The sequence below is a fragment of the Vreelandella halophytica genome, assembly GCF_968193635.1.
On record NZ_OZ309107.1, the window covers coordinates 2,053,278 to 2,078,464 of the forward strand.

Annotated in this window: 27 protein-coding genes; 2 read left to right on the plus strand and 25 right to left on the minus strand. The window is 60.9% G+C overall.

What is annotated here, in order from left to right; genetic code table 11:
• Positions 1-118: 118 nt before the first annotated feature.
• The 8 genes from ACWHXT_RS09640 to ACWHXT_RS09675 all read right to left on the minus strand — a co-directional run bounded on the left by ACWHXT_RS09640 (position 119) and on the right by ACWHXT_RS09675 (position 7,351).
• Entirely contained in the window at positions 119-571 is a 453-nt protein-coding gene (locus ACWHXT_RS09640; protein WP_447955681.1) for an NUDIX hydrolase, read from the minus strand.
• A gap of 8 nt (positions 572-579) precedes the next feature.
• The gene (nrdF, locus tag ACWHXT_RS09645) at positions 580-1,551 is read right to left on the minus strand and encodes a class 1b ribonucleoside-diphosphate reductase subunit beta (protein WP_447893501.1); all 972 of its coding nucleotides are present in this window, start codon (positions 1,549-1,551) and stop codon (positions 580-582) included.
• A 24-nt stretch (positions 1,552-1,575) separates the two neighbouring features.
• Complete coding sequence (nrdE, locus tag ACWHXT_RS09650; RefSeq protein ID WP_447926152.1) at positions 1,576-3,759, minus strand: class 1b ribonucleoside-diphosphate reductase subunit alpha; 2,184 nt, start codon at positions 3,757-3,759, stop codon at positions 1,576-1,578.
• Positions 3,741-4,133 (minus strand): class Ib ribonucleoside-diphosphate reductase assembly flavoprotein NrdI, encoded by a 393-nt coding sequence (gene nrdI / locus ACWHXT_RS09655; RefSeq protein WP_447528967.1) that lies wholly within the window; start codon positions 4,131-4,133, stop codon positions 3,741-3,743. Before nrdI ends, nrdE begins: the two co-directional genes overlap by 19 nt.
• Before the next feature lie 48 nt (positions 4,134-4,181).
• Entirely contained in the window at positions 4,182-4,403 is a 222-nt protein-coding gene (gene nrdH, locus ACWHXT_RS09660) for a glutaredoxin-like protein NrdH (protein WP_447528968.1), read from the minus strand.
• A gap of 406 nt (positions 4,404-4,809) precedes the next feature.
• The gene (locus ACWHXT_RS09665) at positions 4,810-5,421 is read right to left on the minus strand and encodes a superoxide dismutase (protein WP_447926153.1); all 612 of its coding nucleotides are present in this window, start codon (positions 5,419-5,421) and stop codon (positions 4,810-4,812) included.
• Between the two features lie 220 nt (positions 5,422-5,641).
• A complete protein-coding gene (locus ACWHXT_RS09670) occupies positions 5,642-6,568 on the minus strand; it encodes an electron transfer flavoprotein subunit alpha/FixB family protein (protein WP_447955682.1) in 927 nt (308 codons plus the stop codon).
• Positions 6,569-6,601: 33 nt separating this feature from the next.
• Positions 6,602-7,351, minus strand: coding sequence for an electron transfer flavoprotein subunit beta/FixA family protein (locus ACWHXT_RS09675; protein ID WP_447528971.1), 750 nt, complete (start codon positions 7,349-7,351; stop codon positions 6,602-6,604).
• Positions 7,352-7,780: 429 nt separating this feature from the next.
• Here ACWHXT_RS09675 and ACWHXT_RS09680 point away from each other — a divergent pair, with 429 nt between their 5' ends.
• A complete protein-coding gene (locus ACWHXT_RS09680; protein WP_447926155.1) occupies positions 7,781-9,445 on the plus strand; it encodes an electron transfer flavoprotein-ubiquinone oxidoreductase in 1,665 nt (554 codons plus the stop codon).
• A 20-nt stretch (positions 9,446-9,465) separates the two neighbouring features.
• Here the strand turns inward: ACWHXT_RS09680 and ACWHXT_RS09685 are convergent, their stop codons facing one another.
• The 15 genes from ACWHXT_RS09685 to ACWHXT_RS09755 all read right to left on the minus strand — a co-directional run bounded on the left by ACWHXT_RS09685 (position 9,466) and on the right by ACWHXT_RS09755 (position 22,564).
• Complete coding sequence (locus ACWHXT_RS09685; RefSeq protein WP_447955683.1) at positions 9,466-11,670, minus strand: ATP-dependent helicase; 2,205 nt, start codon at positions 11,668-11,670, stop codon at positions 9,466-9,468.
• Complete coding sequence (locus tag ACWHXT_RS09690; RefSeq protein ID WP_447955684.1) at positions 11,667-12,230, minus strand: DUF1285 domain-containing protein; 564 nt, start codon at positions 12,228-12,230, stop codon at positions 11,667-11,669. Before ACWHXT_RS09690 ends, ACWHXT_RS09685 begins: the two co-directional genes overlap by 4 nt.
• A 42-nt stretch (positions 12,231-12,272) precedes the next feature.
• Positions 12,273-13,103, minus strand: coding sequence for a TatD family hydrolase (locus ACWHXT_RS09695; RefSeq protein WP_447955685.1), 831 nt, complete (start codon positions 13,101-13,103; stop codon positions 12,273-12,275).
• A gap of 49 nt (positions 13,104-13,152) precedes the next feature.
• Positions 13,153-13,488 carry a PilZ domain-containing protein gene (locus tag ACWHXT_RS09700; protein WP_447528976.1) on the minus strand — a complete coding sequence of 112 codons (336 nt, stop codon included), beginning with the start codon at positions 13,486-13,488 and terminating at the stop codon, positions 13,153-13,155.
• Positions 13,489-13,543: 55 nt separating this feature from the next.
• Positions 13,544-14,530 (minus strand): DNA polymerase III subunit delta', encoded by a 987-nt coding sequence (locus tag ACWHXT_RS09705; protein ID WP_447955686.1) that lies wholly within the window; start codon positions 14,528-14,530, stop codon positions 13,544-13,546.
• On the minus strand, positions 14,521-15,174 hold the full coding sequence (gene tmk / locus ACWHXT_RS09710; RefSeq protein WP_447955687.1) for a dTMP kinase: 654 nt from the start codon (positions 15,172-15,174) through the stop codon (positions 14,521-14,523). The genes ACWHXT_RS09705 and tmk overlap by 10 nt, the downstream gene beginning before the upstream one ends.
• Before the next feature lie 53 nt (positions 15,175-15,227).
• The gene (mltG, locus tag ACWHXT_RS09715; protein WP_447926162.1) at positions 15,228-16,235 is read right to left on the minus strand and encodes an endolytic transglycosylase MltG; all 1,008 of its coding nucleotides are present in this window, start codon (positions 16,233-16,235) and stop codon (positions 15,228-15,230) included.
• Between the two features lie 18 nt (positions 16,236-16,253).
• Positions 16,254-17,054 carry an aminodeoxychorismate lyase gene (gene pabC / locus ACWHXT_RS09720; RefSeq protein ID WP_447955688.1) on the minus strand — a complete coding sequence of 267 codons (801 nt, stop codon included), beginning with the start codon at positions 17,052-17,054 and terminating at the stop codon, positions 16,254-16,256.
• 6 nt (positions 17,055-17,060) lie between these two features.
• Positions 17,061-18,299 carry a beta-ketoacyl-ACP synthase II gene (gene fabF, locus ACWHXT_RS09725; RefSeq protein WP_447955689.1) on the minus strand — a complete coding sequence of 413 codons (1,239 nt, stop codon included), beginning with the start codon at positions 18,297-18,299 and terminating at the stop codon, positions 17,061-17,063.
• Positions 18,300-18,489: 190 nt separating this feature from the next.
• Positions 18,490-18,723, minus strand: coding sequence for an acyl carrier protein (gene acpP / locus ACWHXT_RS09730; RefSeq protein ID WP_008956801.1), 234 nt, complete (start codon positions 18,721-18,723; stop codon positions 18,490-18,492).
• Between the two features lie 124 nt (positions 18,724-18,847).
• The gene (gene fabG, locus ACWHXT_RS09735; protein WP_447926165.1) at positions 18,848-19,600 is read right to left on the minus strand and encodes a 3-oxoacyl-ACP reductase FabG; all 753 of its coding nucleotides are present in this window, start codon (positions 19,598-19,600) and stop codon (positions 18,848-18,850) included.
• A gap of 44 nt (positions 19,601-19,644) precedes the next feature.
• Positions 19,645-20,607 carry an ACP S-malonyltransferase gene (gene fabD, locus ACWHXT_RS09740; protein ID WP_447955690.1) on the minus strand — a complete coding sequence of 321 codons (963 nt, stop codon included), beginning with the start codon at positions 20,605-20,607 and terminating at the stop codon, positions 19,645-19,647.
• Between the two features lie 106 nt (positions 20,608-20,713).
• Positions 20,714-21,766, minus strand: a complete 1,053-nt coding sequence (gene plsX, locus ACWHXT_RS09745) for a phosphate acyltransferase PlsX (protein ID WP_447955691.1) — start codon at positions 21,764-21,766, stop codon at positions 20,714-20,716.
• A 42-nt stretch (positions 21,767-21,808) separates the two neighbouring features.
• Entirely contained in the window at positions 21,809-21,979 is a 171-nt protein-coding gene (rpmF, locus tag ACWHXT_RS09750; RefSeq protein ID WP_447528985.1) for a 50S ribosomal protein L32, read from the minus strand.
• Between the two features lie 36 nt (positions 21,980-22,015).
• Positions 22,016-22,564 (minus strand): YceD family protein, encoded by a 549-nt coding sequence (locus ACWHXT_RS09755; protein ID WP_447926168.1) that lies wholly within the window; start codon positions 22,562-22,564, stop codon positions 22,016-22,018.
• Between the two features lie 212 nt (positions 22,565-22,776).
• On the opposite strand from ACWHXT_RS09755, the gene ACWHXT_RS09760 reads away from it, so the two are divergent.
• Positions 22,777-23,379 (plus strand): Maf family protein, encoded by a 603-nt coding sequence (locus tag ACWHXT_RS09760; protein WP_447955692.1) that lies wholly within the window; start codon positions 22,777-22,779, stop codon positions 23,377-23,379.
• A gap of 2 nt (positions 23,380-23,381) precedes the next feature.
• On the opposite strand, the gene sppA is transcribed toward ACWHXT_RS09760, so the two are convergent.
• Together sppA and ACWHXT_RS09770 are read right to left on the minus strand one after the other, a co-directional pair.
• Positions 23,382-24,491 (minus strand): signal peptide peptidase SppA, encoded by a 1,110-nt coding sequence (gene sppA / locus ACWHXT_RS09765; protein ID WP_447955693.1) that lies wholly within the window; start codon positions 24,489-24,491, stop codon positions 23,382-23,384.
• A gap of 25 nt (positions 24,492-24,516) precedes the next feature.
• Positions 24,517-25,185: an HAD-IA family hydrolase gene (locus tag ACWHXT_RS09770; protein ID WP_447955694.1), complete on the minus strand. Its 669-nt coding sequence runs from the start codon at positions 25,183-25,185 to the stop codon at positions 24,517-24,519.
• Positions 25,186-25,187 lie beyond the last annotated feature (2 nt).

Below are 25,187 nucleotides of genomic sequence, written 5' to 3' on the forward strand. Positions count from 1 at the left end.
CGAGCAGTCGCGTAGCCTAGCAGATTTTTCGATAGCGCAATACAAAACGGGAGCCAGGCTCCCGTTTTGTATACCGAATTAAGCACTTCGACGTCGAAAGCGACTCTGTCGGGCGTCTTCATCCACTCAAACGTGCGTTCGCCCAAGGGACGACGCAGTCGCGGGTGAGCGGCGCCAGCAAAAGCGTTTTCGCCTGCGCCGGGCTTACCCAGCGCGCCTCGGCGATTTCCGCCGCCGCCTCGACGTGACCCTCGACGTTCAGGCTGTAAAGCTCGGCGTCGATCAACGTCTGCGCCTCATTGGCCGCGACCGCCCGAACGCGCTTGAAATGCGTAAGCCGTGACGGCTCGACGCAGAGCCCAAGCTCTTCCTGGAGCTCGCGGCAAAGCGCCACATCACAAGCTTCGTTCGGCTCGACCTTGCCACCGGGCTGCATGAAATAGCGGCTGCCCTGCTTACGCACCAGCAACAGCCTGCCCGCCTCGTCGACCATCATGGCGGCGGCGATGCGCAGCACCTGGCACGCCTCGCCCACCGGCGCTACTTCGCCCTCAGCGGTCAATTCCGTCATGACGGTCCTTAAAACGCCCAGTCGTCGTCTTCGGTGGCAACGGCCTTGCCGATCACATACGAAGAACCCGACCCGGAGAAGAAGTCGTGGTTCTCATCGGCGTTGGGCGAAAGTGCCGCCATGATGGTCGGGTCGACGTCGGTCACGCTGCTCGGGAAGAGCGGCTCGTAGCCCAGGTTCATCAGCGCCTTGTTGGCGTTGTAGTGAAGGAATTTCTTCACGTCTTCCGAGAGACCGACCGCGTCGTAAAGCGATTCGGTATAGCGCACTTCATTATCGTAAAGCTCCAAAAGAAGCTCATAGGCGTAGTCTTTCACCGCCTGCTGACGCTCCGGGCTCGCCTCGGCGAGCGCCTGCTGGAACTTGTAGCCGATGTAGTAGCCGTGCACCGCTTCGTCACGAATGATCAGACGAATCAAATCCGCGGTATTGGTCAGCTTGGCATGGCTGGACCAGTACATGGGCAGATAAAAGCCCGAGTAGAACAAAAACGACTCGAGGAAGACGCTGGCCACCTTGCGCATCAAAGGGTCGTCCGAGCGGTAGCGCTCGAGAATCAGCTCGGATTTTGCCTGCAGCGTCGCGTTCTCTTCGCTCCAACGAAAGGCGTCGTCGACATCGCGGGTCGTACAAAGCGTCGAGAAGATCGAGCTGTAGGAGCGCGCGTGTACCGACTCCATGAAGGCGATATTGGTATAGACCGCCTCTTCGTGGGGCGTACGCGCATCTTCCATCAATACCGGCGCGCCGATACTGCTTTGAATGGTATCCAGCAGCGTAAGGCCGGTGAATACGCGGATGGTCAGCTGTTTTTCCTGCTGGGTCAGCGTATTCCAGGACTGAATGTCGTTGGACAGCGGCACCTTCTCCGGCAGCCAGAAGTTGCTGGTTAGGCGGTTCCAGACCTCCAGGTCCTTGTCGTCCTGCAGACGGTTCCAGTTAACGGCATCGACCCGTGATAAGCGTTGCATGGTGGTCATCAAATGATCTCTTTCGTTACGTGGTTACAGCGTGCAGGAAACGCAGCCTTCGACTTCGGTACCTTCCAGCGCACTTTGGCGCAGGCGGATGTAGTAAAGCGTCTTGATGCCTTTACGCCAGGCGTGAATCTGCGCCTTGTTGATATCCCGGGTCGTTGCGGTATCCGGGAAGAAGAGCGTCAGCGAAAGCCCCTGATCCACGTGCTTGGACGCCTCGGCGTAGGTATCGATGATCTTCTCGGGGCCGATTTCGTAGGCGTCCTGGAAGTAGTCGAAATTCGCTTCGTTCAAAAACGGCGCCGGGTAGTAAACGCGGCCAAGCTTGCCCTCTTTACGGATCTCGATCTTCGCTGCCACCGGATGAATACTGGAGGTGGAGTGATTGATATAGGAGATCGAGCCGGTAGGCGGCACGGCCTGCAGGTTACGGTTATAAAGCCCGTGCGCCATGACCGAGGCCTTGAGCTCTTCCCAGTCGCTCTGGGTGGGCAGCGCAATGCCGCTGCGCTCGAAAAGTCCACGCACTTTTTCGGTTTTCGGCAGCCACGCTTCATTGACGTACTTGTCGAAGAACGTGCCCGAGGCGTAGGTCGAATCCGCAAAACCGGCAAAGGTATCGCCGTGCTCGATGGCCAACTGATTCGAGGCGCGAATGGCGTAAAACGCGACGCAGTAGAAGTACAGGTTGGTAAAGTCCAACCCCTCTTCGGAGCCGTAGTAGATGTGCTCGCGGGCCAAAAAGCCGTGCAGGTTCATCTGACCAAGGCCGATGGCGCGGGACTGGGCATTGCCTTCGGCGATAGAGGGAACGCTTTTGAGGTTGCTCATCTCGGAAACCGCGGTCAAACCGCGAATCGCGATATCCACGCTGGTACCGATATCGCCGGAATCCATCACCTTGGCGATGTTCATCGAGCCCAGGTTGCAGGAGATATCCTGGCCGATTTTGCTGTAGTTGAGATCCTCGTCGTACTCGGTCGGTGTATTGACCTGAAGAATCTCCGAGCAGAGGTTACTCATGTTGATACGCCCGGCGATCGGGTTAGCGCGATTCACCGTATCTTCGAACATGATGTAGGGGTAGCCGGACTCGAACTGCAGCTCGGCCAGCACCTGGAAAAACGCCCGGGCGTTGATCTTTTGCTTGCGAATACGCACGTCAGCGACCATGTCGTGGTAGTTCTCGGTCACACTGACATCGCCAAACGGCTTGCCGTAGACCCGCTCCACGTCGTAGGGCGAGAACAGATACATGTCGTCGTTGCGCTTGGCGAGCTCGAAGGTGATATCCGGGATCGTCACGCCAAGGGAGAGCGTTTTGATGCGAATTTTTTCATCCGCGTTTTCGCGCTTGGTATCCAGAAAACGCAGGATATCCGGGTGGTGAGCGTTGAGATACACCGCACCGGCCCCCTGGCGCGCCCCTAGCTGGTTGGCGTAGGAGAAAGCGTCTTCCAAAAGCTTCATGATCGGGATGATGCCCGAGGACTGGTTCTCGATGCGCTTGATCGGCGCGCCGGCTTCGCGAATGTTGCTCAGCAAAAACGCCACGCCGCCGCCGCGCTTGGAGAGCTGCAGCGCCGAGTTGATCGAGCGGCCGATCGACTCCATGTTGTCTTCGATACGCAGCAAAAAGCACGATACCAGCTCGCCGCGCTGCTGCTTACCGCAGTTCAAAAAGGTCGGCGTGGCCGGCTGAAAACGGCCGCTGATGATCTCGTCCACCAGCGACTTGGCAAGCGCCTCTTCGCCGCGCGCAAGCGTGAGCGCCACCATGCATACGCGGTCTTCGTAGCGTTCCAGGTAGCGCTTACCATCGAAGGTCTTCAGCGTGTAGCTGGTGTAGTACTTGAACGCGCCCAAAAAGCTCGGAAAACGAAACTTATAAGCGTAGGCCTGCTCGAAAAGCGCCTTGACGAAAGCCGGCGCGTACTGATCGAGTACGCTGGCTTCGTAGTACTGTTCTTCGACCAGATAGTCGAGCTTCTCTTCCAGCGAATGGAAGAACACCGTGTTCTGGTTGACGTGCTGCAGAAAGTACTGGCGCGCCGCTTCGCGGTCCTTGTCGAGCTGAAGCTCGCCGTTGGCCCCGTAAAGGTTCAGCATGGCGTTCAACGCATGATAATCCAGCGTGCGCGCCTGGGCCGTCTCTGCGGCAGGTTTCTTCGTTTCAGACACGTTGGTAGTGGCTACGTTTGTCGTTTCCAAAACTCTTCTACTCCTTTGCGAACCCTGGCGACGTCATCGTCAGTGCCAAAAAGCTCAAATCGATAAAGCAGCGGCACCTGGCACTTGTGCGCGATGATGCGCCCCGCCAGCCCGTACGCCTCGCCAAAATTGGTATTGCCAGCAGCAATGACGCCTCGTATGAGGCGCCGGTTATGCTCATCGTTCAAAAAGCGGATCACCGGACCCGGCACCGCCCCTTCGCTCTCGCCACCGCCATAGGTGGGCGTGATGAGCACGTAGGGGGTTTCGATATGTAGCGCCGGGTCGTTGCGGTTGATCGGCAGCCGGTGCGCCGAAAGCCCCAGCTTCTCAATGAAACGATGGGTGTTGCCTGATTTGGTGGAAAAGTACACCAGCGTACCAGGCAACGGGGTGTGAGGCTTTGTTGACACAGCCGCAGATTAAGCGAGTGCCTGAATACGGTCCGGGCGGAAACCCGACCAGTGATCGTCGCCCGCTACAACCACGGGCAACTGACGATAGCCCAGCGCTTCGACTTCTTTTTGCGCGCCGTCTTCAGCGGTGATATCGATCACGGTGTACTCGATTCCCTGCTTGTCCATCGCGCGGTAGGTGGCGGTGCACTGAACGCAGGCAGGCTTGCTATAAATCTGGATCGCCATGGCTATTTTTCCCTTTTCATAGCGGCATTTTTGGGGTAGAGCACATGTAGTACCCGCCCCCTTCGAAAGACACTACGAATACTATATATAGATCACAGCAAAATCAATTCAAGCATATCTAGTATTTTTTAATCCACAGGTTATTGACAAACTATGCCCAGCATAGCGATGCGGCCCCCGCGCGGGGTGGCGTTAAAAAAGCGAATTATTAGCGCCGGATCGGCCGAATAAAATACGTTTTATCGGCTAAAAAATGCCCCGTTCGCGCTTTGTCTCGAAACGCGGTCCGACTGATCGAGCGCTGGCCGATTGACCAAAAAACGTCTTGTCCACAGCAAAAAAAAGCCCGGCTATAAGCCGGGCTTTTTTGGGTGACGCGTTATGCGTGCACCAGGACGAACGCTTTTTAGGCAATAGCGGCCTGATAGCGGCGCTCGACTTCTTCCCAATTGACGACGTCGAAGAAGGCAGCGATGTAGTCAGGGCGCTTGTTCTGATACTTCAGATAGTAAGCGTGCTCCCAAACATCGAGGCCCAGCAGCGGCGTATTACCGTCCATCAGCGGGCTGTTCTGGTTGAGCGTGTTCTCGACCACCAGCTTTTTCTGCGGCGTCACAGAGAGCCACGCCCAGCCGCTACCGAAACGGCCAACGGCGGCTTTCTTGAACTCTTCTTTAAAAGTGTCGAAACCACCCAGCTCACTTTCGATCGCCTTGGCAACGTCGCCCTGGGGCTGACCGCCGCCATTGGGCGACATCATTTGCCAAAACATGGAGTGGTTGACGTGACCGCCACCGTTGTTGATCACGGCCTGGCGCTTGGCTTCCGGAACACGGTCCAGGTTGGCCACCAGCTCTTCGATCGCGACGTCTTCAAGACCGGTGCCTTCAAGGGCGCTGTTCAGATTGGTCACGTAGGTGTTGTGGTGACGCGAATGGTGAATTTCCATTGTCATCGCATCGATGTGCGGCTCGAGCGCGTCGTAGGCATACGGGAGTTCGGGTAGTGTATGTGCCATGTCATCATCTCCTTGAGTGACTTTCGATCTTCACATCAGTAGGTGCGGTCACGCCCTACTCTTTTCAACCATTCAAGCGGATTCTTTACTCAAAATGCAAACGCCGTCCGCCGCTGCGTGCCCCTAGCACTTTAGCTAACAAACAGGGCTTTATCTAATAGTGACGCAATAAAAAGCCGACTGCAAAGCAGTCGGCTAAACCGGGCGGTAAGACGCCGGCCTAAAGCTTGCTTTCGAGCGCCGGCAAGAGTTCGAACAGATCGCCCACCAGGCCGTAATCGGCGACCTGGAAGATCGGCGCTTCTTCGTCCTTGTTGATCGCAACAATCACTTTTGAATCTTTCATACCGGCCAGGTGCTGAATCGCCCCGGAGATACCCACCGCGATGTACAGATCCGGGGCGACGATCTTGCCGGTCTGACCCACCTGCATGTCGTTGGGTACATAACCTGCATCCACCGCGGCGCGGGAGGCGCCGACCGCAGCACCCAGTTTGTCGGCGATGCCGTCGAGCAGTTTGAAGTTTTCGCCGTTACCCATACCGCGCCCGCCGGAGATCACCACCTTAGCGCCGCCAAGCTCGGGGCGGTCGGATTGGGCCAACTCTTCGCTGACGAACTGCGACTGGGTATTCTCGACGACAGTATCCACTGCCTCGATCGCGGCGCTGCCGCCCTCGCTCACCGCGTCGAACGCGGTGGTACGCACGGTCATGACTTTCAGCGCGTCGTCGCTTTTTACCGTGGCGATGGCGTTGCCGGCGTAGATCGGACGCTTGAAGGTATCCGCGCTATCGACCGCCAGTATCTCGGAGAGCTGGCTGACGTCCTTGAGCGCGGCGACGCGCGGCAGCACGTTTTTACCCGTGGTCGAGGCGCTGGCTAGAATGTGGGTATAGTCGTCGGCGAGGGCGACTAAAAGCGCGCCCAGCGGCTCGGCGAGCTGGTGGGCATAAACGCTGTGGTCGGCCAGGCGCACGCGGCTGACGCCGTCGAGCTTGGCCGCGGCGTCGGCTGCGGCCTGTACGCTTTCACCAGCGACCAGTACGTCGATATCACCGCCGATCTCGCGGGCAGCGGCCACGACGTGGGCAGTTGCGCTGGCGAGCTGGCCTTCGTGCAGCTCGGCAAGTACCAGAATACTCATGGATGACTCCTTAAAAACGGATGAACGCGACGGTTAAAGGACCTTGGCTTCGTTTTTGAGCTTATCGATCAGCTCGTCCACCGAGGCCACTTTCACCCCGCCCTTGCGCTCTGCCGGTGTTTCGACCTTGACGAGGCTCACTTTTGATGCCATCTCGACGCCGTAGTCCGCCGGCGTTTTTACATCCAGCGGCTTCTTCTTGGCTTTCATGATGTCGGGGAGCTTGGCGTAGCGCGGCTCGTTCAGGCGCAGGTCAGTGGTCACGATTGCCGGAAGTTTCAGCGCAACGACCTGCAGGCCGCCGTCGATTTCGCGGGTCACGTTGACCTTGTCACCGTCAACGGCCACCTCGGAGGCGAAGGTGCCCTGGGCCATGTTGGTGAGCGCGGCCAGCATCTGGCCGGTCTGGTTGTTATCGGTGTCGATTGCCTGCTTGCCAAGAATCACAAGGCCGGGCTGTTCTTCCTCGACCACTTTGGCCAGCAGTTTGGCAACGGCTAGCGACTCGGCGCGCTCGTCGGTTTCGATCTGGATCGCGCGGTCGGCGCCCAGCGCCAGCGCCGTGCGCAGCTGCTCCTGAGCGGCCTTGGGGCCGATGGTAACGGCCACGACTTCGGTGGCCACGCCTTTCTCTTTCAAGCGCACCGCTTCTTCCACGGCGATTTCGCAAAAGGGATTCATGGCCATTTTGACGTTAGTGAGATCCACGTCAGAATGGTCCGCCTTCACGCGGATTTTCACGTTGTAATCGATGACGCGTTTCACCGCGACCAATACTTTCATAGTTTCCTCGCTTGGCTTGGGGTAAAAGCCTCGACCTGGACGGGCATGGCCCGGCGTTGGCATTGCGCGCTATCGGCACGCGTAGGCTAACAGCAGCACCGAGGCGCCATGATGCGGGCGTTCGGCGAAATTCATTCAAGCGTTTGATAGATCGGCTTCAGGTCAATGTGCCACAGCCAGTCAACGCGTCACAATACCCGTTGATCAGCATTTTTGAACAAAAACGGCCTGTCGTCTTCTATTCACCAGGGCGCCAGGCTTTGCGCCCAAAGCGCCCACAACACCGATAAATACGGGGCGGACCATCGTAGAGGTGACCCGAGGCGGGTATTATGCCTATCATTGGGTATAACCAGAAGCAAACGACCGTTTAGAATTAAGGCCGTGTTTTCATAAGATACGGGCCTTATGAGAATAAGGAGAGACCAGGTGGAAAACGCAGAGCGCGATGTCATGGAAATGGACATTGTCATCGTTGGCGCGGGGCCATCAGGGTTGGCAGCCGCCTGCCGACTGATGCAGCAAGCCAACGAGGCCGAACAAGAACTAAGCGTATGCGTGGTGGAAAAAGGCTCGGAAGTAGGCGCCCACATTCTATCCGGCGCCGTATTCGAACCCCGCGCGCTTAACGAGCTTTTCCCCGACTGGCAAGAACGCGGTGCGCCCCTCAACACCCCGGCGACCCGGGACGATGTCTACCTTTTGAAGGATAGCGAGAAAGGCTGGAAGCTACCCCATGCGCTGGTGCCCAAAAGCATGCATAACACCGGCGGCGACCAGACCCGCTACGTGATCAGTGCAGGCAACCTGTGCCGTTGGCTGGCCGAACAGGCCGAGGCACTGGGTGTTGAGATATTCCCGGGCTTCGCCGCCCAGGAAGTGATCATCGAAGACGGCGCCGTGCGCGGCATCGTGGTCGGCGACATGGGGGTGGCCGCCGACGGCACGCCCAAGGATGGCCACATGCCGGGCATGGAGCTTCGCGCCAAATACACCCTCTTCGCCGAGGGCTCCCGCGGGCATTTGGGCAAACGCCTGATCGAGGAGTTCTCGCTGGACGAAGGGCGCGACCCGCAGCACTACGGTATCGGCTTGAAGGAGCTTTGGGACGTACCCGCCGAACAGCACGAGCCAGGCCTTGTCCTGCACGGCTCCGGTTGGCCGCTGGACAATTCGACCCAGGGCGGCTGGTTTCTTTACCACGCCGAGAACCAGCAGGTGGTCGTTGGGCTGATCATGGACCTGGCCTACCAGAACCCCTGGCTTTCGCCCTTCGATGAATTCCAGCGCATGAAGCACCACCCCACGCTTTCCCAGTACCTGAAAGACGGCAAGCGCGTGGCCTACGGCGCTCGGGCGATCACCAAGGGCGGCTTCAACTGCCTGCCCCGCATGACCTTCCCCGGCGGGCTTTTGATCGGCTGCGATGCGGGCACGCTCAACTTCGCCAAGATCAAGGGCATCCACACCGCCATGAAGTCAGGGCTGGTGGCCGCTGAAAGCGTTTTCGAGGCGATCAAGGCGGGCGACGAAGGCGCCAATGAGCTGACCGGCTTCAACGACCGGTGGGAAGCGAGCTGGGCGTATGAAGAGCTCAAGGCGAACGCAAGCTTTGGCCCGGCGATGCACAAATACGGTAACGTCGGTGGCGGCGCGTTCAACTTCGTTAACCAACTGGTCGGCAACAAGCTGCCGACCCTGCGCGACACGGTGACCGACCACGGCGCGCTCAAGCCGGCGGCGGAGTTCGAAAAGATCGACTACCCCAAACCCGATGGCAAGCTCTCCTTCGATAAATCTTCGTCGGTGTTTTTATCCAACACCAACCACGAAGAGGATCAGCCCTGCCACCTGAAACTTACCGACCCTTCGATTCCCATCGAACACAACCTGCCCAAATACGCCGAGCCCGCGCAGCGCTACTGCCCGGCGGGGGTATACGAAGTAGTGGAAGACGAGGCGGGCCAGCCGCGGTTTCAGATCAACTTCCAAAACTGCGTGCACTGCAAGACCTGCGATATCAAGGACCCGGCTCAGAACATCACCTGGGTGGCACCGGAAGGCGGCGGCGGGCCCAACTACCCCAATATGTAAGCGCGATGCGGCCGGCCTGGTCAGGCCGGCCCAACGGGGTCGAGGGAGGTAATCGGCGCGCGCCGGGCAATCAAGCGGCGCCGCCCGGCCTGAACGAAGCGCACATCGATCACCGGATCGCTTGGACTCCCCTCCACGGCGGCGACCTCACCTTCACCGAACACCTCGTGGCGCAGCTTCTGTCCGGGGTAGAACTCGGCCAGGGCTTGATAAGCGCCTTTCGCCTCGTTGACCTCGGCGCAGGCCAACGTAATATCCTCACGCCCCAGGCGCTTCAAGTAGCGCTCGATGAGCGCTTTGGCGCTTACCTGAAGCGGCATTTCCGGGGCGTTTCCATGATCGAGCGCCTGGGCGATGCGCACGCTGTCCGACCAGCTACTCTCCCCAATGAAGCGGCTCGGGCGGTGGGCGCCGCCATCATGAAGGATCAAAAGCTGCTGCTGAGCCCGGGTGATCGCCACGTAGAAAAGCCGCCGCTCCTCCTCGAGGCGCTCGTCGCTTAGCGGATTATCGCGGCTATAGTGCGGAAAATCCTCTTCGTTGACCCCGGCCACGGCCACCAGCGGCCATTCGAGCCCCTTGGCGCCGTGTACGGTGCTGATCAAAACCCCGCCCGCCTGGTTCTCCACCGGGCGCTCGAGCAGCTCGATAAAAGCGTCCGGATCATTGACACTCTCCGCCTGTTCGATCAGCACGTCGAGCAAACGCACGTCCTCCTCGCCCTTGTCACGACGCGCGGCGGCCCGCTTGAGCGTCTTTTCCGCCTCGATGGTGGTCACCACGTGTTGTAAAAGCTTCGCCGGCGGCCAGGCACTGAGGCGCGGCAGCTCACAAAGAAGCTCCCAGCGCTTTTTGAGCGTGCGCCGCTGAATCGGCTTGAGCGATGCGATGATCGGGTCGCTGCGCTCGGGAAAGGTTTGGGTGGCCGCTAGCTGGTGCGCCAGTTGGCTTAGCCGCTCGCGGGCCACGAAAGGCGTAGGCTGGGCCAGCAGCAAGAGCAGCTGGGCCGGGTCGTGCAAAAGCGCCGGACGGCGCGCGAGTTTCAGATAGCCCGCCAGCGCCTGCACCAGGGGCAGGCGAAACACGAAACGGTCCTCGCGCAGCAGCCGGAAAGGAATACCTGCCTGCAAAAGCGCCAGCTGAAACGGCACCGACAGCGCCCAACTGCGCACCAGCAGGCTCGCCTCGTCGAAACGCCGCCCCTTCGCCTGCCAGTCGCTCAGCGCGTCGAGTAAAAGCCGCGTGCCCTGGCCTGCGTGAATATGGGTCGCCGCGCTTGCCGGGGCGGCCAGACAGAGCTGATCGGGCCGGCGAACGTTGTTCATGATGGCGTGATTGGCGGCCAGCGCCAGCGCGTGGCCATGGCGAAAGGTGGTCGATAGTGGATAGTCGGCGGCGCGGCCGAAGGTGGCGGTGAAGTTTTCGAGCATGGTGTCCGGCCGCGCCCCGCGCCACTCGTAGATACACTGGTTGGCATCGCCCACCGCCATCACGCTCGCCGACGGCCCGGCCAGCACCTTCAAAAGGCGCTGCTGAGCGGTATTGATATCCTGGTACTCGTCGATGATGACGTGATCGAGAAACCCTTCGACGCGGCCTCTAAGCGAGGCGTCCGCCTCCAGCTCGCGAAGCGGCCGGTAGAGCAGATCGGCGTAGGTCATCAGGGCGTGACTTTCCAAAAGCCGCTCTGCCTCGTGAAAAGCGTCGGGAAAGTAGTCGCTCTCGTCGTCGAGATTCAGCCGCTCGAAGAGCGCCTCCGGCGTGCACATATCGGCTTTAACCAGCCCGCAGAAGTGGGCCAGGGTTTCCAGGCGGTCCGCGTCCAGGGCCGTATCGCGGCGCTCGGCCTGGTCGGCCAGTACGTTCAAGCTCGCCTGGCGCAGCAGCCGCTCTAGCTGCCAGTCCGCAGAGAGCAGCTGTCGCGAGGCAAGCGCCCCCCAGCGGCAAAGGCTTTGGGTCAGCCGGTGGCCCAGCGAGTGAAAGGTGCGCACATCGGGCAGCGGCTGCCCTTTGGGGGCCATGCTCACCAGCCGGCGCTGAAAGTCCTCCCGGGCGGAGCGGTTGAACATCAGCACCAGTATCCGTTTGGGCGCCACCCCGTTTTCGAGTAGCTGCAGCACCCGCGCCGCCATGGTGGTGGTCTTACCCGCACCGGCCACCGCGGCGACGCGCGCGTGCCCGTTTACGTGGCCAACGACCGCGTGCTGTTCCGGGGTTAACTTCACGGCGTCTCGCTATCGCTACTTGAAGCGCTGTCCAGCTCGCCCAAGGGGTAGTACTGGCCGGCGCTCTCCAGGCAAAGCCGCTGCCCCGCTGCGCTCTCCTCGAGGAGGGCCTGGTCGATCAACCGGTAGAACACGTTGCGATGAAGCCGCGCGGCCAGGCCAAAGCGGATGGCGACTTCCGGCATCCAGTCGCCATTCGGCGCGGCACTCAAGGTCATGGGGTGCACGTCGTCCAGGCGGACAACGTCGTCGAACTGAGTGGTGAACCACCAGGCGCCCTCTTTGAAATCCGCCTCGACGATGACGAAGGGGCAGTCTTCAACGGTGACCCGCCAGCGCTCGGCCGGGGTCACCAGGCAAACGCCGGCCTCGTCCCGGCGCAGCAGGCGCGCCAGCAGGTGCGGGATTTCCGGGCGGGCAAAGCCGGTGCCTTCGTGGCGCCAGCTGCCGTCGGCTTGAATGACGATATCGATATCGCCGGAAAGCGCGGGCTGCCACTGATCCACCGGCGGAATATTCGCAGAAGCGGGCTGATGTTTGAGCAGTCGATCAATATTCATGGCGTCCTCAACCGCATGGTGTAAGCGTGACTCGAGTATGGTTCAAACCAGGCCGGATTGCGCTAGCGCCTGTTGGACATGGGCCGGGGCGTCGGGCACGGTGCCGCGAAAGAGCCGGTAAAAGTTGGCCGTGGTTTGCATGGCGACCTCGTCGACGCTGATGCCGCGCTCTGCGGCGATGCACTCGGCGACTTCCACCACCCAGGCGGGCTCGTTGGCCTTACCGCGATGAGGCACAGGGGCCAAATAGGGGCTGTCGGTTTCGATCAACAGCCGGTCCAGCGGCAGCGCCCGGGCAAGCTCTTTGAGCGAGGCAGCGCTTGCAAAGGTAATGATGCCTGACAGCGAAATATAAAACCCGAGCCGTATCGCTTCACGCGCCATGTCGATATCTTCGGTAAAGCAGTGCAGCACGCCGGCCACACTTGGGTCGGTGTGAGCACGCAGCAGCGCCAGCGTGTCCTCTTTGGCCTCGCGGGTATGCACCACCACGGGAAGTTCGAGCTCGGTAGCGGCGATCAGGTGGCGCTTGAAGCGCTCGTGCTGAACCTCGACACCGACACTGTCGCGGTAGTGGTAATCGAGCCCGGTTTCGCCAATGGCCACGACGCCGTACTGCTCGGCGGCTTCCTTGATATCCTCGACGCTCGGCTCGGCCACGACGCTTGCCAGCGGGTGAAGTCCCGCGGAGATCGCCACGTCCTGGTGTTTGCGCGAAAGCGCCGCCAGGCCGGGCATATCGTCGAGGGTCACCGCAATGGCCAAAAACTGATTGACGCGTGCCGCACGCGCCGCCTCGAGTGCGGCATCGACGTCGCCGCCGTGGGTACTTTCCGAGAGACGGTCCAGGTGGCAGTGCGAATCAACAAACATTCGGGCCTCGATAAACAGTGGAGCAGATAAAAGCGATAGACAGGCGTGACTAGAGGGTAAACGAAGCCGGCGCGCTATCCAGCTGGCCGGCCAATAACGTCTCGATCTTGTCGCGCACCGGGTAGTCCTGATGGCTAAAGTGGACCCCGATACCCGCCATGCGCCGCCCGCTAATGCCAGCCGGCGAGACCCATACGACGTTTCCGGTCACGCTGAGCCGTTCGCTTTCACCGGGCAGGGTAATCAGCAGATGCACCACCTGCCCAAGGCTATAGAACGTCTCGACGGGCACGAATATGCCGCCTCGCTCCAAATAAGGCATGTAGGCCGATAGCAGCGTGGGAATATCCGGCACCGTTAGCGAAAGCGCTTTTTGAGCGGTCATCGATACCTCCTGGACAGTGGGCGGCGGTAGAGACGGGTAGTGGCTCGGCTGCCGGTCAGGAGCGTAAAAGCGCCGACCAACGTACCAGCCAGGCTTCGAGCACCAGCTGCGGGTTGGGGTTGGCGCCGGCAAAAAGGAGCCGACGCTGTTCCCGCGCGTAGTCCAGAAGCCTAAACCAGTCCTGAACACGAGCGTTTTTCACCGCCTGACGATAAAGAGGCTCCAAATCCGGGTTATGGAGCGCCGTGGTTTGCCCGGTCAGCCCCAGCCGAATCAGGTCCTCGAGCCAGGCGATACCGTACCATAGAATGGCGTCGATCGCCTGACGATCGAGCCTGGCCGCTTCGGAAACCGGCTCGGCGCCGCGCACCAGCTGCTCGAAGCTGTCGTGGATCTGATGGCGCAGCGCGCGCTCTTGTGGAGCGGCAAGCTCTACGGCCAAAAGCGGCAGACCGCCGGAGACCTGCCACCAAAAAAGTGCTTCTTCACTGCCCAGCTGCTCGGTCAGCCAGCCTTGGCAGCGCTCGAAGGCCACATTGGGTAGCGACCACTGCTGGCAGCGCGAACGGATCGTCGGCAGCATCCGCGACGGCACGTCCGACAGCAAAATGAACAGCGTTCTTTCGCCGGGCTCTTCGAGGCTTTTGAGCAGCGCGTTGGCGGCGGCGCTGTTCATCGCCTCCGCCGGGCTGATCACGATCACCCGATAGCCGCCCTGCTGAGCGGTCTGGTGGACGAAGCGGTTGACCTCGCGAATCGGGTCGATGCGGATCTGGCGCTTGCCTTCGTCGAGCGCAATACGCATCAAATCCGGATGATAGCCCGAGGCCAGCATACTGCAGCTGTGGCAGTGCCCACACGCCTGGCCGTTTTCGGGGTGCGCGCAGAGCGTGCGCGCGACCAGGACCTCGGCCAGCTGCTGCTTGCCGACCCCGTGAGCACCGCTTAAAAGCAGCGCATGGGGCATGCGCCCCTCTTCGGCCAGCCGAGTGAACTGCTGCCATACTTCGCCATGCCAGGGAAGCAGATCCGCTAGCGCCATGGCAGCACCCGCTCGGTCAGCGCGTTTTCAAGCGCGGCCTGGACCTTTTCGAGGGGCTGTTCCGCATCGATCACCGCAAAGCGTTCGGGGCTGGCATCGGCGCGGGCCCGGTAGGCACTTCGTACCGCGCTGAAAAAGTCCGCCTGCTCCTGTTCGAAGCGGTCGCGCTGGGTGTTTTCCGCGCGCAGCCGCCCCTCGAGGCGATCCCTGGCGGCCTGGGGAGACATGTCCAGCAGCAGGGTCAAATCCGGCGCCAGCCCCTTTTGGACGAACTGCTCGAGGATCTCGATACGCTGGACATCGATACCGCGCCCCCCCCCCTGGTAGGCAAAGGTGGCATCGGTGAACCGGTCGCAGACCACCCAGGCCCCGCGCTCGAGCGCCGGGAGTATTTTTTCGGCCAGGTGCTGGGCCCGAGCGGCGAACATGAGCAAAAGCTCGGCGTCGGTATGCAGCGGCTCGTCGAACGTGGTGGCCAGCAGTAGCGCGCGGATCGATTCGGCAACCGGTGTGCCACCGGGCTCACGCGTACAGACCACTTCGAGCCCCTGCGCCTCGAGCCAGGCGGCCACAAACGCGACGTTGGTGGACTTGCCCACTCCCTCGCCCCCTTCCAGGGTAATAAAGCGCCCGCGCTCGGTCATTGAAACCTCATAAAATAGCTTTACAGCGCCGGGGCTTGCCCGGCGCCCTCTCGTTACTGGTTGCGAATATAGCGGTTGACGGCGTTGTTGTGCTCTCTGAGCGTGCGCGAGAAATGGTGCGTGCCGTCGCCTTTCGATACGAAATAGAGCGTTTCGCCGGGCAACGGGTTCACCGCCGCCTCCAAAGAAGCCGCACCGGGCATGGCAATCGGTGTGGGGGGCATGCCGTCGATCACGTAAGTGTTGTAGGGCGTGGCTTCGCGCAAATCCGCCCGGGTAATGCGCCCTTCGTAGCGCTCGCCCATGCCATAAATCACCGTCGGATCGGTTTGCAGGCGCATCCCCTGCTCCATGCGCCGCTTGAACACCCCGGCGATTTCGCGCCGCTCTTCCGGCGCGCCGGTTTCGCGCTCGATGAGCGAGGCCATGATCAAGGCCTCATAGGGCGTATCGATCGTCAGATCGTCGTCGCGGTTTTGCCAGGCCTCATCGAGCATTCGCTCCATACGCTCGATCGACTGGCGCAGAATGTCCACGTCGCTCATGCCCAGGTGGTAGCGGTAGGTATCCGGAAAAAACCAGCCCTCGGGGTAGGTACCTTCCCGCTCCAAAACCGCCATGACCTCCGCATCGCTCAGCCCGCTGGTTTCGTGGGCGAGCTTTTCGGCACTATCGAGGCGCGCGCGCATCTGAGCAAACGTCCACCCCTCGGGAACGGTGAGCCGATAGGTGACCACGTTGCTGCTTCCCAAAAGCTCCATGACCTCCATCGCGCTCATCTCCGGCGTGATGCGATACTCGCCCACCCGCAGCCGGGGAATGCGCTCCGGCGCTACCCGGGCCAGTAGCCGGAATGCCCAGGTGTCATCGACGATGCCTTGCTCGTCGAGCTCGCGAAGGGCCTGGTTGAACCCTGCCCCCGGCGGTACGTAGTAGAGCGTAGGCTCATCGAGTGCCACCGGCGCATTGAGGCGGCTTTGCCAGTACACGTAGCCACCGGCCAACACGGCAGCGGCCAGCACCACCAGAACCAAACCTGCGGTCAGTAACCGTTTCACCATGTTACTCAAAGCCTCGTATCAAAATGATTCAGGGTAGCCCAGCAAGCGGTGCGCCTGGCGTTGAAGCGAAGCATCGCCTCCCCGCCAAGTAGCGAGCACCTCGCCCCTGCTATCGAGCAGGGTGCGTACCGGCCAAACGCCCTGAACGGAGTTGCCCACCCAAAGCCCTTTGACGCTTGCAAGCGCGCCGACATCGAGCTCGCCCTCGAGCACCGTGCCTCGTTCGACGAGCGCTTCCCGCAGCGTACCGGCCACCCCGCACCGCTCGAGCCCGGGGGTGTAAAAGCGCCCCTGGTCGGACCAAAAAACGTTCATGCTGATCGCCTCGATCACGCGCCCGCCCGTGTCGGCCAGAATACCCTCATGAATATCCGGGGTCTCCCACTCCTGGCGTGCGAGCACGTTCTCGAGACGATTCAAGTGTTTGATCCCCGCCAGGCGGGGCTGATGCCCCAAACGGAGATCGCAAAGGCGCACGCATACGCCCTCGCGCCAGCGCTCTACCGGGGCCGTAAACGGTCGACGGCTTAGCAGGAGCCTCGGTTCGGGTGGAAGCGGCGCTTTGTATCCTTGGCCACCGCTGCCCCGGGTCAGCACGAGTTTGAGCACTTCAAGCTCGCTATCCGGGGCGCGGGTAAAGCTTGCCTCTAGAGCCGAAAGCGCTGGCATGGGAATTTGCAGGCGCTCACAGCCGCGGGCCAGCCGCTTTACGTGGTAAGACCACAAAAGCGGCTGGCCCGCGCGCATTAGCACCGTTTCGAACAGCCCATCACCATAAGCGAGCCCACGGTCGTCAACGGGCACCTGGGTGGCGGACATGAACGCTTACACCCGCGTAAACAGCAGCGAGCCGTTGGTGCCGCCAAACCCGAAGGAGTTGGAGAGCGTGGTGTCGATGCGCATCTCGCGCGCCGTATGGGGCACGTAGTCGAGATTGCAGCCTGGCTGGGGGTTATCCAGGTTGATGGTGGGCGGTGCGACCTGGTCACGAATCGCCAAAATGCAGAACACCGCTTCTACCGCGCCGGCCGCCCCCAGCAAGTGGCCAATCATCGACTTGGTCGAGCTGACCGCCACGTTTTTCGCAGCGCTTCCGATCACGCGCTCGATGGCCCGGCTCTCGGCCAGGTCGCCGGCCGCGGTCGAGGTACCGTGGGCGTTGATATAGTCCACTTTCTCCGGGTCGATGGCGGCATCCTTGATGGCGTTGCTCATGGCAAGCGCCGCGCCACGGCCGTCTTCCGGCGGAGCGGTCATGTGATAGGCGTCATCGCTCATGCCAAAACCCGAGAGTTCGGCGTAGATATTCGCCCCGCGCGCCTTGGCGTGCTCGTACTCTTCGAGCACCAGCACACCGGCGCCGTCGGAGAGCACGAAACCGTCGCGATCCGCATCCCAGGGGCGGCTGGCCGCCTGAGGGTCGTCATTGCGCGTGGAAAGCGCCCGCGCCGCGGAGAAACCGCCAAGCCCCAGCGGCGTCGTGGCCATCTCGGCGCCACCGCACACCATGACGTCGGCATCCCCGTAGGCGATGGTCCGCGCGCTGTAACCAATGTTGTGGGTACCGCTGGTACACGCCGTGGTGATCGCAATGTTCGGCCCCTTGAAGCCGTGCTGGATCGCCATGTTGCCCGAAATCATGTTGATGATGGAGCCCGGTACGAAAAACGGCGAAACACGCCGCGCCCCGCCCTTGTTGAGCGCATTGTGGTTCTGTTCGATCATTGGCAAGCCGCCGATACCCGAGCCGATCGCCACGCCGATGCGCGCGGCGTTCTCGTCGGTGCACTCGATACCGGCATCGGTGATGGCCTGACTACCCGCGGCCATGCCGTACTGGATGAACAGGTCCATCTTGCGGGCGTCCTTGGGATTGAGATACCCGCTGATATCGAAATCCTTGACCGACCCTCCAAAGCGCGTATTGAAGCTGCTGGCATCAAAATGCTCGATCGGCGCTATGCCGCTTTTACCCGCAACGATGTTGGCCCATGACTGTTCGACCGTATTGCCGACCGGTGTCACCAGGCCCAACCCGGTGACTACTACCCTTCTTCGCGCCATCAGCTCTCCTCCCGGCATCCTTGGTACAAGACCCTTAACGGCCATTGCTGAAAAATTCTGTCTAGTATAACGGAGATTGCGGGGTGAATTCACTCAACCTCCGATACAAAAAAAGCCGCCCTGAGCCAGGGCGGCTTTTTTCACGCCGGGTAGTCACCGACTACCCGAAGCTCCTGCGTCGACCAAACCCTTACTGATGGGCGTTGACGTAGTCGATGGCCTCTTGAACCGTCGTGATCTTTTCGGCTTCTTCGTCAGGGATTTCGGTGTCGAATTCCTCTTCCAGCGCCATTACCAGCTCAACGGTGTCAAGCGAGTCAGCACCCAGGTCTTCAGTAAAAGAAGAGCTGTTCTGGATGTCCTCTTCTTTCACGTTCAGGCGCTCAGCCACAACTTTTTTAACGCGCTCTTCAATAGTACTCATCAACGTACTCCAGTCATTCACAGTTAGCCGTATTGATAACCAGCTAGATAGGAAACCGCAAGCAAAAAGCTGCGGGGTAGTTTATAGACGCCCCGGGGCCGACGCAACCGCCAACCCCAGGCCATCAACGCATATTCATGCCGCCGTTAACATGCAGTGTCTCGCCGGTAATGTAGCCGGCGGCATCACTTGTCAAAAAGCCGACGGCGGCGGCAATTTCCTCGGGCCCGCCCAAACGTGCCAGGGGTATCTGCTTCAACAGCGCCTCGTGCTGCGCTTCGGGCAGCGACTCGGTCATATCGGTGGCGATAAAGCCCGGAGCAACGCTGTTCACGGTAATCGCCCGGGAGGCGACTTCGCGTGCCAGCGCCCGGCTAAAGCCTTCCATGCCTGCCTTGGCAGCAGCATAGTTGGTCTGGCCAAGATTGCCCATAGTGGCCACCACCGAGCTGATCGACACGATACGCCCAAAGCGTGCCTTTGTCATACCGCGAAGGCAAGCTTTACTTACACGATAAACGGATTTCAGGTTGGCATCCATGACCGCGTCCCACTCGTCCTCTTTCATACGCATCAAGAGGTTATCACGGGTGATACCGGCATTGTTGACCAAAATGGTAGGCGCCTCGAAGCGCTCGTTGATCGCTTTCAATACCTGGTCGATGCTGGCCTGATCGGTGACATCCAGACACAGGCCAGCGCCTTCGATACCCTGTTCTTTCAAATCGTCGTCGATTTTTTGGGCGCCAGCTTCGCTGGTGGCGGTGCCGATCACGATTCGACCCTGACGGCCGAGCTCGTGGGCGATGGCACGACCGATGCCCCGGCTGGCGCCGGTGACCAGCGCAACTTTACGTTCCTGACGTTCCTGGGTCATAACGCTTTGCCTTTAACCATTTAAGAGTTTGTGCAGTGTAGCGCTTAGGCGCTGCTGTCGGCCAATGCTTCGCGAGCAAGCTCGAGCGCCTGGTCCAGCGAGTCCGGGTCGTTTACTGCAAGCCCTTTGCTTGCGCGCACGATACGCTTATTGAGCCCGGTTAGCACCTTGCCTGGCCCGCACTCGATGAATACGTTCGCGCCCTGCTTGGCCATCGCCTCTACGCAGGTGGACCAACGCACCGGCTGATAGAGCTGCTCGATCAACCGGGTGCGCAGCGTTTCGACATCGGAGTGCGCCAGACCGTCGACGTTCTGAACCACGGTGTAGCGCGGCGTGCGAAATTCGATGTCTTTCATGTAGTCGCTCAGCCGCTCGGCAGCCGGGCGCATCAGCGCACAGTGCGAAGGCACCGACACGGGTAATGCCATCGCCCGCTTGGCACCGGCTTCCTGACAGGCCACGATGGCGCGTTCAACGGCTCCCTTGTTGCCGGCGATCACCACCTGACCGGGCGAATTGTAGTTCACCGCGGAGACGACCTCGTTATGAGCCACGCTCTCACACGCCGCCTCGACGGCGCTGTCATCGAGGCCCAAAATGGCCGCCATGCCGCCTTCCCCTTCGGGCACGGCGTCCTGCATGGCTTCGCCGCGCATGCGCACCAGGCGCACGCCTTCGGCAAATCCCATCACCCCGGCGCACACCATGGCGCTGTACTCGCCCAGGCTATGGCCGGCCATGATGCCAGGGCGCGGGCCTTCGAGCTCTTGCCACACGCGCCAGATCGCCACGCTCGAGGTCAAAAGCGCCGGCTGAGTGCATGCCGTTTTGTTGAGCGCCTCTTCCGGGCCATCCTGGACGATTTTCCATAGATCGAAACCTAAAGCATCTGACGCTTCCTCAAATGTCGTTCCCACCACGCTATAGCGCTCGGCCAGTTCGCGTAGCATGCCAAGCTGCTGCGAACCCTGGCCGGGAAAAACGAGGGCAAGGGGTTGAGACATGTCGTTCACCTTTGCTCTAGTAGGCATTTGCTCATCCGAGCGTATGGGCAGCATTACCGGCGCCGACGCGACGCCTGGACCTGCCAATAAACTATTCAATAAACCATCAATGCGTTGTTGTGATACCCGAGACGCGTGCGCCCCGCTCGTTTAGCAGGCGCTCGATCCGCGCGGGCAAATTTTGCGCTACTTCGTGCAGCGCGCGCTCAATAGCGTAGTAGAAACCATCGGCCTGGGTACTACCATGGCTTTTGAGGACACTTTTTTTAAGCCCTAACAGACTCGCCCCGTTATAGCGCACTGGATTCAACTCCTGTTTGAGCTGGCGCAATAAAGGCCGAATCAACAGGCTCGCCAGGCGAGCGCGAAAGCGCGACTCGAACGCCACCCGGGTACGCTCGGCCAGCATCCGGGTCAAGCCCTCGCTGGCCTTGAGGGCCACATTACCGACGAAGCCATCGCAGACGACAACGTCCAGGCTCCCCTGGTAAATGGCATCACCCTCAGCGTAGCCACGGTAGTCGAAACCCAGCGCTGCGCTATGCTGCTTTAACACCTGGTCGGCTTCGCGCACGCAGGCACTGCCTTTCATGGCTTCGCTTCCCACGTTCAAAAGCGCCACTTTGGGCCGCTCGACCCCGTCCAGGCACTGCGCCATCGCCGCACCCATGATGGCGAAATCGACGAGCCTGGCCGGCGGCGAATCCACGTTAGCGCCCAAATCGAGCAGATAGCAGCGCTTTTGCTGCCCGCTGGGAATGGACGCGCTAATTGCCGGACGCGAAAGGCCATCGAACAACCCGACTTCGCGCCGGGCAAGGGCGACCAGGGCGGCGGTATTGCCCGCGCTTAGCCCCGCCACGGCATCGCCTGTTGCCACGCAGCGCAACATGGCGGCCATACTGGTGGCCTGGCCATGACGCAGCGCCCAGGCAGCCGTGGCGTCCGGCAACACCTGCTCTGGTGCATTACTGACCGCCAAACGTGACGTTGCCGCAGCCAGGGGCCGCGGCAAACGTGCTAACTCAGCCGCCAGGTGCTGAGACGGACCAAACAGAACCAGCTCGAGGTCAGGGCGTTCAATCACCGCTCTGGCACAGCCTTCGATGATGGCGCGGGGGCCCTGGTCGCCCCCCATGACATCAATCGCCAGGCGCACGAGATTCTGGCTCTGCTTTGCCGCTTGAAAGAGGCTCGAGGCTTATACCTCGACCACCTTACGACCGCGGTAGAAACCATCCGGCGCGACGTGGTGGCGCAGGTGTGTCGTACCGGTTTCTTTGTCCTGAGACAGCGTCGGGCCTGTCAGGGCATCGTGGCTACGACGCATGCCGCGCTTGGAACGAGTTTTACGGTTCTTTTGAACTGCCATGAGTAGTTACTCCAAAAGTGGATGGGTAAGTGCTGCTTATTTCTTACCGTCGGATGAATCTTTATCCTTCAAGGCGCCAAGCACCGCAAAAGGATTCGATCGAGGCGCGGGCTCTTCGTCCGCGCCGTCGGTTTTACTGACCAGTTGCTCTGCCGAGACAAAGCACTCTTCCTCGGCGTGGTAGACCACCTGAGGCAAGCTAAGGATCAGCTCGTCTTCGATCACGGTGAGCAGGTCCAGCTGTTCGCGCTCCACCAGCACGGGCTCGTGACTGGCGGGCAGCTCGGACGCCAGCGCCTCGTCGGACACCATGCCCAGAAGAAAGTCGCTGGAGACATCCTGGCTCAGCGGCACCAGGCAGCGCCGGCACGCAAGCGAAAGCGTTGCGCGCAACTGGCCACGAATTTCACGGCGACCCTGGGCATCGATACCAAACTCGAGCGATGCAAAGCACTCGCCGGTTTGTTCGCCTGCCTCTTCGGCAAGACGTGGCAACTTATCAAGCGCCACTTGGCCTTCGAGTCGTTCGTGGCGGGCTGCAAGCTTGTAAGGCTCAACCCGACTGGGGAGTTGTGAGGTCGACATAGGCGCGCAATGATAGGCACTCGCCGCGGCGCTGTCAAAGCCGTGCCGCCTTTTCTTCGCTGTTTTGTGCGCAAACCAGTAAAATACCGCCGCGCCGGCACTTTTTAATTAAAATATTTATACGCGCACGCGTTTAGCCACCACGTATCCCACCGCTTCCCAGGCGCGGGAGCGCATCATTTAAACGCACCACTTACCCAATGGAGAATGCAGTGCCCGAAACCGCTAACGCCCCCCTGGTACTCGCCTCGAGCTCACGCTTTCGCAAGGCGCTTCTCGACCGCCTGGCGCTGCCTTACCAGTGCTTATCGCCGGATATCGACGAAACGCCCCAGGCCGATGAAGCACCCGAGGCACTGGTGCGCCGGCTGGCGCTGGGTAAAGCCAGCGCCGTTGCCCAGCACTTTCCCCACCATTTGATCATCGGTTCGGACCAGATCGCGCTGTTCGACGGCGAGATTCTCGGCAAGCCGCACACCGCCGAGCGCGCCTGCGCCAACCTGGCCCGTTTTTCCGGCAATAAAGTCACCTTTCTTACCGGCCTTGCGCTGCTGGATACGCGAACCGGTCAAAGCGAGGTGCATGTCGAGCCTTTCGAAGTAATCTTTCGCACGCTCGACGAAGCGGAAATCGCCCGCTACGTCGCGCTCGAGCAGCCGCTGGATAGCGCCGGCAGCTTTCGTATGGAAGGGCTTGGGGTCACGCTTTTCGAATCACTCAACGGGCGCGACCCCAACGCGCTGATCGGCCTGCCGCTGATCGCGCTTTGCGGGCTTCTCCGCCAAGCGGGCATGGACCCGCTCGGCGAGCGCTAGCGTTAGCGCGCCTGAAAGCGCAGCGGCGACTGAGTGCTTTCAATGCCCAGAATCTCGGCCGCAGCACCAGTAAAGCGACGGGTAAGACGCTCGAACGGATCGAGGCGAGGCGTGTAATCTTCCCACACCGCCTCGCCCACCTGATCCCGGGCGACCTGTTCCAGGCTTGCCAGCTCGTCGATCAGCCCAAGCTCCATGGCCTGCTCGCCGCTCCAAATGAGCCCCGAGAAAAGCTCGTCGCTTTCGACCAAGCGGCCGTCTCGTCCGGCAATGACGTCGTCGATGAACTGCTGGTGGGTTTGGGTCAACACGCCCTGCCAGAACGCGGCAATGTCTTCATCCACTGGCTGAAAGGGATCCAAAAACGCCTTGTTCTCACCGGCGGTCATCACGCGGCGCTCGACACCCAGCTGATCGATCGCCCCTTGAAAACCGAAACCTGCGTAGATCACGCCGATCGAGCCGACCAGACTCGCCGGCGAGGCGACGATGACATCGGCGGCGGAGGCAATGTAGTAGGCGCCACTGGCGCCGATATCCTCGATGACCGCAATGATCGGCTTATCGCCCTGCTCGCGAAGGCGCATGATTTCGGCGTAGACCCGCTGGGACTGCACCGGGCTTCCACCGGGGCTGTCGATATGCAGCACCACGGCGGTGGCACTGTCGGCCTCCCAGGCCCGGTTGAGCCCTTTGATGATGCGCTCGGCGTTCGCCGGCGAGTCGCCCGCTATAACGCCACGTACCTCGACAAGCGCCAGGTGCTCCTGAGCGGGGGCGGCGCTGCCGGATTCCGCAAAGAAGGCGCGATACACCGTAAAGGAGATGACCGACAGCACCACCAAGAGGATCAATAGGCGAAAGAAGAGCTTCCAGCGCCGACTGCGGCGCTGTTCGGTGAGCACACCGCCGATCCAGCGATCCATCATCTCGATCTGGGCCAGACGCTGGCGCTCGCGAAGCGTTTCGCTGGTATCGTTTGCTGCCCCGGCCGTGCTCTCCTGGCCTTTGGCGGCGCTGACTTCCGGGCCTTGGGTCCAGCGATCCGCCGCGCCTTGCTCATCCAGGCGCCGCCGCGGCCGGGCGTCCTGCTGTTCTTTATCGGTTGCCATCGTCATGTTTCCTGTACGCAGTCGGTTACAAGGTTGCCGGCCTGGTGCCGTCAAGCCAGTTGAAGAGATCATCCACGCTGTGTGCCACCCACTTGGGTTCGCTCGCTTTCAAACGGGCCGGTGTATGCACACCGTAGGTCACCCCGACCCGATCCATACCGATCGCGCGGGCCATTTCCAGATCATACTCGGTATCCCCCACCATCACTGCCCGCGACACGTCGACATCGAGCTCTGTTAAAAGCTCGTTGAGCATTTGCGGGTGGGGCTTGGAGCGGGTTTCGTCGGCGGTGCGGCTTGCGTGAAAAAAACCGCCGCTATGCGTTTGTTCAAAAATACGGTCCAACCCGCGGCGGCTTTTACCCGTTGCCACCGCCAGCCGCTGACCGGGCGTTGAGCGCAGGCGCTCGAGCCCTTCTTCGACCCCGTCGAAAAACGGCATGGGCGTGGTGTTCAGATGTACGAAGTGGTGCGAGTAGCGCTGCCTGAGGGTCTCGGCCTGGGCGGGTCGAATGCCCGGGCAGAGAGTCGCAATCGCTTCGGGAAGGCCCAAGCCGATGATGTTTTCGATATCGCTCACCGCGAGCTCGCCCCACTCGGCTTCCAGAGCGGCGGCCTGCATACAGGCGACGATTTTCGGCACCGAGTTCATCAGCGTGCCGTCCCAGTCGAAAATGATGAGCTCAAAACGCATGG

Coding starts and splice junctions, on each gene's coding strand:
- pabC (WP_447955688.1), bottom strand. CDS start 17,054: ATGTCCGCCACCCAGGTGCCCGTTGACGACCGTGGGCTCGCTTATGGT.
- ACWHXT_RS09695 (WP_447955685.1), bottom strand. CDS start 13,103: ATGTTTGTTGATTCGCACTGCCACCTGGACCGTCTCTCGGAAAGTACC.
- ACWHXT_RS09755 (WP_447926168.1), bottom strand. CDS start 22,564: ATGTCGACCTCACAACTCCCCAGTCGGGTTGAGCCTTACAAGCTTGCA.
- fabG (WP_447926165.1), bottom strand. CDS start 19,600: ATGACCCAGGAACGTCAGGAACGTAAAGTTGCGCTGGTCACCGGCGCC.
- rpmF (WP_447528985.1), bottom strand. CDS start 21,979: ATGGCAGTTCAAAAGAACCGTAAAACTCGTTCCAAGCGCGGCATGCGT.
- ACWHXT_RS09690 (WP_447955684.1), bottom strand. CDS start 12,230: ATGAATATTGATCGACTGCTCAAACATCAGCCCGCTTCTGCGAATATT.
- ACWHXT_RS09770 (WP_447955694.1), bottom strand. CDS start 25,185: ATGCGTTTTGAGCTCATCATTTTCGACTGGGACGGCACGCTGATGAAC.
- ACWHXT_RS09675 (WP_447528971.1), bottom strand. CDS start 7,351: ATGAAAGTATTGGTCGCGGTGAAACGCGTCATCGATTACAACGTGAAA.
- tmk (WP_447955687.1), bottom strand. CDS start 15,174: ATGACCGAGCGCGGGCGCTTTATTACCCTGGAAGGGGGCGAGGGAGTG.
- nrdF (WP_447893501.1), bottom strand. CDS start 1,551: ATGACCACCATGCAACGCTTATCACGGGTCGATGCCGTTAACTGGAAC.
- sppA (WP_447955693.1), bottom strand. CDS start 24,491: ATGGCAACCGATAAAGAACAGCAGGACGCCCGGCCGCGGCGGCGCCTG.
- ACWHXT_RS09640 (WP_447955681.1), bottom strand. CDS start 571: ATGACGGAATTGACCGCTGAGGGCGAAGTAGCGCCGGTGGGCGAGGCG.
- mltG (WP_447926162.1), bottom strand. CDS start 16,235: ATGGTGAAACGGTTACTGACCGCAGGTTTGGTTCTGGTGGTGCTGGCC.
- ACWHXT_RS09670 (WP_447955682.1), bottom strand. CDS start 6,568: ATGAGTATTCTGGTACTTGCCGAGCTGCACGAAGGCCAGCTCGCCAGC.
- ACWHXT_RS09705 (WP_447955686.1), bottom strand. CDS start 14,530: ATGGCGCTAGCGGATCTGCTTCCCTGGCATGGCGAAGTATGGCAGCAG.
- ACWHXT_RS09700 (WP_447528976.1), bottom strand. CDS start 13,488: ATGACCGCTCAAAAAGCGCTTTCGCTAACGGTGCCGGATATTCCCACG.
- fabF (WP_447955689.1), bottom strand. CDS start 18,299: ATGGCGCGAAGAAGGGTAGTAGTCACCGGGTTGGGCCTGGTGACACCG.
- fabD (WP_447955690.1), bottom strand. CDS start 20,607: ATGTCTCAACCCCTTGCCCTCGTTTTTCCCGGCCAGGGTTCGCAGCAG.
- ACWHXT_RS09665 (WP_447926153.1), bottom strand. CDS start 5,421: ATGGCACATACACTACCCGAACTCCCGTATGCCTACGACGCGCTCGAG.
- acpP (WP_008956801.1), bottom strand. CDS start 18,723: ATGAGTACTATTGAAGAGCGCGTTAAAAAAGTTGTGGCTGAGCGCCTG.
- nrdH (WP_447528968.1), bottom strand. CDS start 4,403: ATGGCGATCCAGATTTATAGCAAGCCTGCCTGCGTTCAGTGCACCGCC.